The following is an 8,683-nucleotide window of genomic DNA, read 5'->3' as shown; positions in this document are numbered from 1 at the left end:
AATTTCGCTTTAATCATCGAAATGATAACTTTTATAAAATCTTACTTGCTCGCCTCCGAGAAGATCCTCTCTGAGGTGTTTGCTTCACTAGACCCAAATTAAATACTACCTACAACATCCAGTGCCCATAAACTCATTTTTTTACTTTCAAAAACATTCAAAATATCCATATCTGTCCAATCTAACGGTTACATAGTGGGTATAATAAACAGTTTTTTTAAAAAGTTTTACTAGGCTCGGAATAAACATTTTTTTGGTGTTATTTCCTAATTGACCCCCTCGTGTAAAATTCGATTCCAATCTGTATCTTGCCTAAAGTAAAGAGATAAAATAAATCAAGACTATTCATCATATATGGAAATTTTTCTTAGTCCCGAAAGCTGGATTGCTCTCCTAACCCTCACTTTTCTTGAAATTGTTCTAGGTGTCGATAACATCATATTCATCTCCATTGTATCGAACAAGCTGCCGGCCCATCAGCAGCAGAAAGCAAGAACCACCGGGCTTATTTTAGCACTTGTATTTCGGATTGGGATGCTTCTGAGTATAAGCTGGATCATCGGGTTTACCGAGCCGCTATTTTCTCTATTTACCTATGATTTTAGTATCAGAGACATCATTCTTCTTGCCGGCGGTATCTTTCTCATATTCAAAAGTACGGTTGAAATTCACCATAAAATGGAGGGGCAGCATGATGAAAAAGGGAAGAAACAGTTTTTAACCTTCGGCCAAGTTCTTTTCCAGATCGTCGCGCTGGATATTATCTTTTCCTTCGACAGTATTCTAACGGCAATCGGCCTCACTGAAGAGGTATTACTGATGATTATCGCCATCACCATTTCTATTGGGGTGATGATCGCGTTTGCCAAGACCATAAGCGAATTCATTAAAAAGCATCCCACCCTGGAAATACTGTCGCTCTCTTTCCTCATCTTGATCGGCTTTATGCTGATGATTGAAGCATTTGACGTACACGTACCTAAAGGGTATATCTACTTTGCAGTATTCTTCTCACTGTTAGTGGAGATCATCAATATGAGAGTTCGAAAGAAAAGGGATGCTGCCGAGCCGGTGAAACTGAGAAAACGGTTTGAGGACGGCCCGGTCAAATAGGACGATGAGCCGCTAGCCCGTAGAGTCTAATCAGACTGATAATAATTATTTCTCCTGCGAACCCTCTCCGTTTTCTTTATGAATTATTCCATGGACCATCCGGATCTGGTGTATAAAACGTATTGGCGCCGTTTCATGTCCAATGCATATGGGCAGGCACTGATATTATCAGTTATAACGTTTAAAATTTGAAAACAAGTAATTCTGTGAATCAACGGCACGGCCGTGTCCAAAGCTAAAAAATTTTCCAGCCATAGATGGGGACTGATCCTCCATTCGACATTACGGAACGGAGCACTGTAACAAGAGCAAGAGGTACTGGCGGACTCGACCAGGCGCTGCGAACATTGCGGGATCAACCTTTTGGAGCACTTGTATTGGGTATTACCGCTGGTGGCTTGATTATCTACGGAATTTACCTGTTTGTGCTCTCCTACTATCACAAAATATTTAATACCTAAGCATTAATACCCAAATTGTTATTAGGGCTAAAAAGCACATTTATGGAAGTGCCTTGTCGAAAATTTCCCGGCAAATCAACATGTGAATTGTCATTTAGGTTTTTGTTAGCCATATTTCTAAAGCTTTTAAAAGCAATTATCCACAAGTCATGTTAGCTGGTTTAAATCTGCCAGATATACATCAGCACTATTAAGAGGCCTATATGCATCAAGAAAATCGGTACTTATTTATACTACTTCTCCTGCTGATCACCATGCCGCTCAGTGTGCTTGCGCAGGGTCAAACCCAGACTGAAACTACGGAACCGGATGAAACTGCCGCTCCCCAACGCGTAGATGTTGCACCGGTAGCAGATGATTCCCAGATAAGTGATCGGCTTACACGGATTTTGACTGCAACAGAATGGTTTCAAAATCCGCAGGTAAAGGTGAACGATGGTGTGGTTTTCCTAAGTGGATCAACAGAAACCGGCGATCATAAAAGATGGGCGGGAGATCTGGCCCGAAACACCCAAGATGTAACTGCCGTAGTAAACAGAATTGAGATCCTGGATCCGGATATATGGGATTATCAACCCGCTTATACCGGCTTGCAGGAATTATGGCGAAATATTATGAGTGCTATTCCATTCCTGATCTTCGGAATAGTGGTACTGGTTATCTTCTGGGGAATTTCCGTGTTGGTAGGTAAAGGGGCCCGTGCTTATTTAGCCAATCGTCAAATGAACGACCTTTTGCAGGATATTGCAGCACGTGGTATTGCCATTGTTGTTTTTCTCATGGGTATATATATCGTTTTTCATGTTGCAGATTTAACCAATGTAGCGCTCACCATACTGGGAGGTACAGGGTTGCTGGGTATTGTTTTGGGAATCGCATTCCGTGACATAACAGAAAATTTTCTAGCCAGTATTTTTTTAAGCGTTCAAAACCCTTTTCACGCGGGTGATCATGTAGAGATAAATGGCAACACCGGATTTGTCCAGCGGCTTACCATTCGGGCCACGTTACTTATGACCCTAGATGGCAATCATCTGCAAATTCCAAATTCTACCGTCTATAAAAGCAGTATCCTCAATTACACAAGTAATCCAAACCAGCGATTCACCTTTACTATTGGTATTGGATATGATGCCAGCGTTATTTCTGCGCAGGATCTTGCCACAAAGATATTTAAAGAGCATCCGGCCGTTTTGAGGGAACCGGAACCCTTGATTTTAGTGGATAAGCTGGCTTCTTCTACGATTAATTTGATGTTCTATGTTTGGGTGGATGGAAGTAAACATAATATACTAAAGGTAAAATCATCGGTGCTAAGACAAATCAAAACTGCTTACATGGCAGAGGGGATTTCGATGCCTGATGATGCTCGAGAGAGAGTATTTCTGGATGGTGTAACATTGCAACCCCTTAAAAAGACTGCACCGTCCGATAAGAAAAAGCCCGAGAGCACACCCCTCGCAGAGGATTCGAAATTAATAACAAAGGCAGAAGGGCAGCTAGAAAGTAATGATGAGGAAATTTTAGAGCAGGCGCGGATATCAAGATCTCCGGAAGAAGGAGATGACCTTTTAAAGCCGAATAAATAAAGTGAAAAAATGTAACTGTCTGATATACTTCTATAAACCTGATTTCGTGCAATCAAAAAAACTCAAATGAACCTGTTTAACTATTTATATGTAATAGCTACGACTTGATCTGGCAGTCAGCCGTTAGAAGTTGGTTTTAGTTTGCCAGATTTATCTCATTTAAGTTTGGCTCTTCCGGAGCCGGTTGTTCATCGTTTAACGCAATATCAGATTCAGCCGATTGCACAACGTCTTCGGCGACCCGATTGTTGTTTTGCCAAGGCAGCTGGTCCACCTGTTTTTCCAACGCTAAATGTTTGGTGCTACTAAGGGTTTCCCACGGCGTGGTCTTTCTTCGTGCTGTACTTCTTTGAAGTGGTTTAATGTTTGGCAATAATCCATATGGCATGAATAATTCCGGGAAGATAGCCAAGTATGGTCAATATAACATTTAACCAAAAAGCACCTGTGAGCCCAACTTCTAAAAAGACTCCGAGAGGCGGAAGAATAACAGCAAAAATAATTTTTAAGATATCCATGTTCTCATCATTTGTGGTTCTTGTAAAATAGTCATAGCACCAACTCTATTTTTTTAACAGTCTTCTCCCTGTTTGGTCAATCTCGGTTGCATATAAAGATCAGTACTTTTAGCGTATCATGTATTATACCCTTTTAAAAAAGAGTTATACATTTCACGGATTTTTATTCTTCCGGGGTAAATCGATGAACTACGTGAATAGTATTTCTTTATGGGGAAATAAAACGTTCAAGATATCGTAATGGTTCTACCTACAGAGCTATCCTCTCCTAACCCATAAACTACAGTAGCTTTCCTCTATATCAGAACTAACGGTTCTTGTTTTATAATAACAGAAACATATCAGTCTGGTATACATAAAAAAGCCTATTTGTCTACTTTTTCTTAGCTAGGTTTATAAATGGCACTATATGAAACTATATATTAAATATATGGTTAGCCTGCGTTGCAAGATGTTGGTTAAGGATGAGTTAAAAAAGCTGGGCATAAACTGTGTATCGGTTGATCTTGGGACGATTGAACTTCAGGATGAGATTACTGATGAGCAGCTGCAAACTTTTAGAAATAATTTGGAGAAAGCCGGGCTGGAATTGCTTGACGACAAAAAGAACATCTTGGTTGAAAAAATAAAAAGTGTGATCGTGGAGATGATCCACTACGAAGATGAAGTTCCAAAAGTAAATGATTCTGATTATATCAGTGAGAAACTGGAATACGATTACACCTACCTATCCAACACCTTCTCTGAAGTGAAGGGGATCACCATACAGCAGTATATTATCATGCATAAAATTGAGCGCGCAAAAGAGCTGCTGTTGTATGATGAGTTGACCCTTACCGAAATAGCTCATAAACTGCATTACAGTAGTGTTGCCCATTTGTCCAATCAGTTCAAGAAGATTACAGGCCTAGCACCTACCTATTTCAAAGAGCTGAAAGAGAAGCGATTAAAGAATCTCGAAGACCTATGATAGCTGAACTACTTTGAAAAGAGAATATCTCGCTTGCCCGATTTTAAAGTGCTCATCTTTCCCTCCCAGTTAATTCAGCTAAAAAACCTAAATCTGTGATTTATATAAGCTTTCTTACTGACCTGTATAACGCTCCTTACCCGATTTTTATTAATCTTGTTGTGATCCGGGAAAAAAGCTGAAAGCGGAACATAAGTTACCGATGCTGAGTGCTCCCAACCGGCAATTAAAAAATAAATAGCTCGAAATGAAATCTTTACCTGTAGAATTAGAAAAGTCAAAAGCCCTCATCATTGTAGAAATTATTGAATACGTACCCGATTCGGTTGTAATAAAAACGATCATAAAGAAAACCACCGGGAACATCAGTGCCGTCTCATTTGACAGTGGTGAAAGATTGGAAGAAAAAAACTCTCCCTTTGATACGTTTTTCCAAATCATTGACGGAAGAGCAGAAATCATTATCGATGGGCATTCAAAACTCTGAACACCGGCCAGTCGATCATTATCCCCGCCCACTCCCGCAATTCAATGAAGGCGAATGATCGGTTTAAAATGATATCTACAGTTATAAAAAGTGGATATGAAGAAGTGAGCTGATTGAGTTTTTGTAACTCAGCCATCATAGAATACGTCCAGACAGCTTTCAGGATAACGACCACTCGCTCTGTTGGAGCAAGCTAATGTATTCAAAATGAAAAAGGACTAACCAGCAATAACTGATTAGTCCTTAAATCCCTAAAGCTCCCCGACCCACAACGATGTGCGAACTTCAATTCGGGTTATATGGCCTGTAGAGTTTGTTAGGAGCCAATATGGTGAGTTGAATATCTCTTTAAATAGGCAAAAACTCCTGAAAATATACCCTTTTATAAAAGATGCGAACTATCAGTTAACACCACTGAATAAGCTTATAGTTAACACTCCAAAGGAATCTCAAAAATCTAATAAAGATGGTAAATCAAAAGCAGAGCAAAAGAAATTATTTGAGCATTTGCTTGCTTCAGGTGAGGTAAAAAATCAATCTGCGATTGCTCGAAAATTTGGGGTGAGTCGGGCGTGGGTGTCAAAGGTTTTGAACAGCTAAAATTTATTTTTGGACTTAAATATTATTCTTCCTTTTCAATCAAATATCTCAGCAAAAGGTCATCTCTTTATTAGTAATTAACTATCCAGTTCATATGTATTGTACTGCTCATAAATTATTTGGCTAGCATAATCCAGAGCTTGCTCATCTGGACGATACCTCCGATTTACGTCTCTAAATCTTTCTATAAACTTAGAGAGTTCTTCATTTTTTCTATCTCTATTGGAAGGATCATTAGCCTCAAGCTCTTCTAATATTTGTTGGGAAAGTTTAAAAACTTCATTATCTCTCCCCCACTTCATTTCTATAAAATTATTAAACCTAAAAAACTCCTTCAGTAAACTATCGATTTCTTCCCTCGTAAATTCATCTCTCTTTTGTATTGTGAATTCAAGAAAATCTGAAAGATAATTAATTCGAACAGTCTGGTCAGTTGGTTTATATTTAATACTTCTTATTTGATATAATAAGTCTTGGTAATTATTTGAATCAGATTTATGGAGTTTAGAAATAGTTTGATAGATTTCGAATAATTCGTCGTTTGATAATGAAGTCTCATTTGGTGCTTCATATTTTTTTAGACTTTCTATCAAATCATTATTCTCACCACTTTTAAGAATAGTTTTTATATTCAAGTCACTTGAACTCTGTACACTAAGTCCAGTCTTTTCAAGAATCTTAACTAGTTTTAGTACATCAGAATCATCCATGATAATCTTCTTAAGATAATTATAAGATTTAATTGGTAATACTATTTGAAGTATTTTTAGCTATTATTAAACAAAAATAATTCTATATCATCTAAGAGCTTCTTCAAATTCCCCAATGCAAGCTTTTTTTTCTTACTCTTTAAATTAAGAACAAATTCATTAAAATTTTTTTTTGATCCTCGTTTGACCGTCTTTAAATACAGCTTATCTTCCTCATTTAAATCTAATGTAGAAATGTATTCATCGAGACTTTGTTTTCGTTGATTCCATTTAGTTGGTTCTTCAAGAAGCATTTTATTGAAAGGACGTTCTTCTAACCATCCATTATCTTTTGCTACAGCCCATACAAAAGGAGGAAATAATTCTTCTAGAGTCACTGGAATTATTAATCCCTTAGCATAGATAGGTATTAAATTTCTTGCATAATCTGGAGATAAAGTAATGAGCTTATAAAACTTACGTTTCGCGGAATTTGTATCAATTTGATGAGAAACTTGTTCTTTGGCTTCGTTACCAGCCTTATCCCCATCAAGAATTCCAATTGCTCTTATATTCTCATTTGACCCACCAACTTTTGAGTGAGCCCAAGCAACAATCTGATTTGAAACCCATTTAGCCCCAGCATTACTATCAGCCTTTACTTTTATTTTGTCTACTAGTTCTGGTTTAAAAAGCTTAATTGATTCTTCAAATACCTTTTTGTCAGTCAAGCCTTCTACAATAATAGATGGAAGTTCTGGATATCTTTCAGATATATTAAAATCCACTTTTTCTAAATGCGAAATTACTCTTCTAAGCTTTTTCTTCCATTCAGTAGAATTATCATAATGTAAAGTATTCCATATATCAGGAAACAGAGTAAGATAGTCTTTATACTGACTTGTGCCTACTATATATTTGGGTGATTTTAACTCATCCTTTCTTTCAATTTCAAGTACTAATTGCTTTCCACCTTCTTTAATTGGTTCCTGGCCTGATCTTACAGGCAAAAGTAGATCAATAACTAAAAGATCATAATTGGTCTCACTCAATTTTTTTTGGGCACTTACCGAATCTAGAACTGTTTCAACTGCGATCTCATTGTCAGTAGCCTCCTTAATTACCTTTACAATGCCAGCTATTTTTTTATTACTGTCGTCAACTATTAATATTTTCACAATAGACAATCACAGATCATGTTTTTAAGTTTTTCTTTCCAATCGCTTTGACTTGAACTATAGTAGATGGCACCATGATAGTATTCAGAGTATTCGTCATTTAACATACTATCTATTTGTCTTAGTGTTACTGACCTATCACTCTCCCCAAATTCATCAAACATACTGATTAGAGCCACTGGGATCATTTTGTTTTTTCGATCAAGCTCTTGTAGAATTGTATAACCACCAAATTTTTGAAAATCTCCACTGGATTTATTTGGCTCCTTATCCCAAGTTGGAATACTCATATCAAGTAATAAAAAATTGAACTGGTTTGTAAGTAGTTCCCTTAAACCACTTTGATATGATTGTCGTATTGTTAAATCTGAATATCCAAACGATTCATCTAAAAAACCCTTTATATCATCAATCTTTTTTTGGTCATCCTCAACCAATATTATTTTCAAGTCAGTCATAATTCTTTTCGTTTAATATCTATATCTACATCGATCACAATGGTTAATTTGTTTTCATTTATGATATAACTAAAACCATAATTTTTTCCTTTCAAATCAAAAGCTAAAATTCTCCGAATTTTATCAAATCCACTACCACCTTCAATATTGGTTTTCTCAAAATTTGATTTGTCTCTCCATTTCTCCTTAACCTGAGCTAAAGTATCTTCTAATTGTTGAAAATCTATATCGTTAGAAAGCTTATTCGTGAAACTAAGCCTAAGTAATTCCTTATCAATTATTTTAGCAGAAATTTCAACATCAATTAAATTTGATTGAACACCAGAGTGTTTAATAATATTATCCAAAAGTATTCTTGTAATATAAATAACATGAGTTGCACCAATAATAGGTATGTTATCAACTTTACAATATTCGGGTTTAATTTGACGATTTGGAAAGATTGAGTTTGTAATTTCTACACCAGTTCTAAGTGTAGTCATAACATCAGAAATTAAATTTGAACTAGGATTTGACAAATAAAACGAGAGTGTAAATCTAACTCTGTCTAGGTTGGTAATTTAAAATCTACTAACTTAGACAAATCATGACACAAAAAGAACTAGATAAACTACAAGAAA

At 36.6% G+C, this 8,683-nt stretch carries 12 protein-coding genes; 6 read left to right on the top strand and 6 right to left on the bottom strand.

What is annotated here, in order from left to right:
* Positions 1-354 precede the first annotated feature (354 nt).
* The 3 genes from FN808_RS18565 to FN808_RS18555 all read left to right on the top strand — a co-directional run bounded on the left by FN808_RS18565 (position 355) and on the right by FN808_RS18555 (position 3,163).
* Positions 355-1,113, top strand: coding sequence for a TerC family protein (locus FN808_RS18565; RefSeq protein ID WP_142716119.1), 759 nt, complete (start codon positions 355-357; stop codon positions 1,111-1,113).
* Positions 1,114-1,370: 257 nt separating this feature from the next.
* Complete coding sequence (locus FN808_RS18560) at positions 1,371-1,574, top strand: DUF1206 domain-containing protein (RefSeq protein ID WP_142716118.1); 204 nt, start codon at positions 1,371-1,373, stop codon at positions 1,572-1,574.
* Between the two features lie 203 nt (positions 1,575-1,777).
* Entirely contained in the window at positions 1,778-3,163 is a 1,386-nt protein-coding gene (locus tag FN808_RS18555; RefSeq protein ID WP_142716117.1) for a mechanosensitive ion channel domain-containing protein, read from the top strand.
* A gap of 136 nt (positions 3,164-3,299) precedes the next feature.
* On the opposite strand, the gene FN808_RS19060 is transcribed toward FN808_RS18555, so the two are convergent.
* Both FN808_RS19060 and FN808_RS18545 read right to left on the bottom strand, forming a co-directional pair.
* A complete protein-coding gene (locus FN808_RS19060) occupies positions 3,300-3,449 on the bottom strand; it encodes a hypothetical protein (RefSeq protein ID WP_185958503.1) in 150 nt (49 codons plus the stop codon).
* A 73-nt stretch (positions 3,450-3,522) separates the two neighbouring features.
* Complete coding sequence (locus FN808_RS18545) at positions 3,523-3,681, bottom strand: YqaE/Pmp3 family membrane protein (protein WP_142716115.1); 159 nt, start codon at positions 3,679-3,681, stop codon at positions 3,523-3,525.
* 409 nt (positions 3,682-4,090) lie between these two features.
* Between FN808_RS18545 and FN808_RS18540 the strand changes: the two genes are divergently transcribed.
* The 3 genes from FN808_RS18540 to FN808_RS18530 all read left to right on the top strand — a co-directional run bounded on the left by FN808_RS18540 (position 4,091) and on the right by FN808_RS18530 (position 5,738).
* Positions 4,091-4,651, top strand: coding sequence for a helix-turn-helix domain-containing protein (locus FN808_RS18540; RefSeq protein ID WP_142716114.1), 561 nt, complete (start codon positions 4,091-4,093; stop codon positions 4,649-4,651).
* A 247-nt stretch (positions 4,652-4,898) separates the two neighbouring features.
* Positions 4,899-5,138, top strand: coding sequence for a cupin domain-containing protein (locus FN808_RS18535; RefSeq protein WP_221930114.1), 240 nt, complete (start codon positions 4,899-4,901; stop codon positions 5,136-5,138).
* 276 nt (positions 5,139-5,414) lie between these two features.
* A complete protein-coding gene (locus tag FN808_RS18530; protein WP_142716113.1) occupies positions 5,415-5,738 on the top strand; it encodes a helix-turn-helix domain-containing protein in 324 nt (107 codons plus the stop codon).
* 77 nt (positions 5,739-5,815) lie between these two features.
* Here the strand turns inward: FN808_RS18530 and FN808_RS18525 are convergent, their stop codons facing one another.
* From FN808_RS18525 to FN808_RS18510, 4 genes are read right to left on the bottom strand one after another with little or no spacing between them, the layout of a single operon-like run.
* Positions 5,816-6,448, bottom strand: a complete 633-nt coding sequence (locus FN808_RS18525) for a hypothetical protein (RefSeq protein WP_142716112.1) — start codon at positions 6,446-6,448, stop codon at positions 5,816-5,818.
* A gap of 56 nt (positions 6,449-6,504) precedes the next feature.
* The gene (locus tag FN808_RS18520; RefSeq protein WP_185958502.1) at positions 6,505-7,605 is read right to left on the bottom strand and encodes a response regulator; all 1,101 of its coding nucleotides are present in this window, start codon (positions 7,603-7,605) and stop codon (positions 6,505-6,507) included.
* Positions 7,602-8,063, bottom strand: a complete 462-nt coding sequence (locus FN808_RS18515; protein ID WP_142716110.1) for a response regulator — start codon at positions 8,061-8,063, stop codon at positions 7,602-7,604. Before FN808_RS18515 ends, FN808_RS18520 begins: the two co-directional genes overlap by 4 nt.
* Complete coding sequence (locus tag FN808_RS18510) at positions 8,060-8,545, bottom strand: hypothetical protein (protein WP_142716109.1); 486 nt, start codon at positions 8,543-8,545, stop codon at positions 8,060-8,062. Before FN808_RS18510 ends, FN808_RS18515 begins: the two co-directional genes overlap by 4 nt.
* Between the last annotated feature and the right edge of the window lie 138 nt (positions 8,546-8,683).

Source organism: Fodinibius sediminis (assembly GCF_900182555.1).
GTDB classification, from domain to species: Bacteria; Bacteroidota; Rhodothermia; order Balneolales; family Balneolaceae; genus Fodinibius; species Fodinibius sediminis.
Note: the sequence above shows the minus strand (reverse complement) of the source record. Positions and strands in the feature narration are given on the sequence as shown.

Coding starts and splice junctions, on each gene's coding strand:
- FN808_RS18555 (WP_142716117.1), top strand. CDS start 1,778: ATGCATCAAGAAAATCGGTACTTATTTATACTACTTCTCCTGCTGATC.
- FN808_RS18565 (WP_142716119.1), top strand. CDS start 355: ATGGAAATTTTTCTTAGTCCCGAAAGCTGGATTGCTCTCCTAACCCTC.
- FN808_RS18525 (WP_142716112.1), bottom strand. CDS start 6,448: ATGGATGATTCTGATGTACTAAAACTAGTTAAGATTCTTGAAAAGACT.
- FN808_RS18540 (WP_142716114.1), top strand. CDS start 4,091: ATGAAACTATATATTAAATATATGGTTAGCCTGCGTTGCAAGATGTTG.
- FN808_RS18545 (WP_142716115.1), bottom strand. CDS start 3,681: ATGGATATCTTAAAAATTATTTTTGCTGTTATTCTTCCGCCTCTCGGA.
- FN808_RS18560 (WP_142716118.1), top strand. CDS start 1,371: ATGGGGACTGATCCTCCATTCGACATTACGGAACGGAGCACTGTAACA.
- FN808_RS18515 (WP_142716110.1), bottom strand. CDS start 8,063: ATGACTGACTTGAAAATAATATTGGTTGAGGATGACCAAAAAAAGATT.
- FN808_RS18510 (WP_142716109.1), bottom strand. CDS start 8,545: ATGACTACACTTAGAACTGGTGTAGAAATTACAAACTCAATCTTTCCA.
- FN808_RS18535 (WP_221930114.1), top strand. CDS start 4,899: ATGAAATCTTTACCTGTAGAATTAGAAAAGTCAAAAGCCCTCATCATT.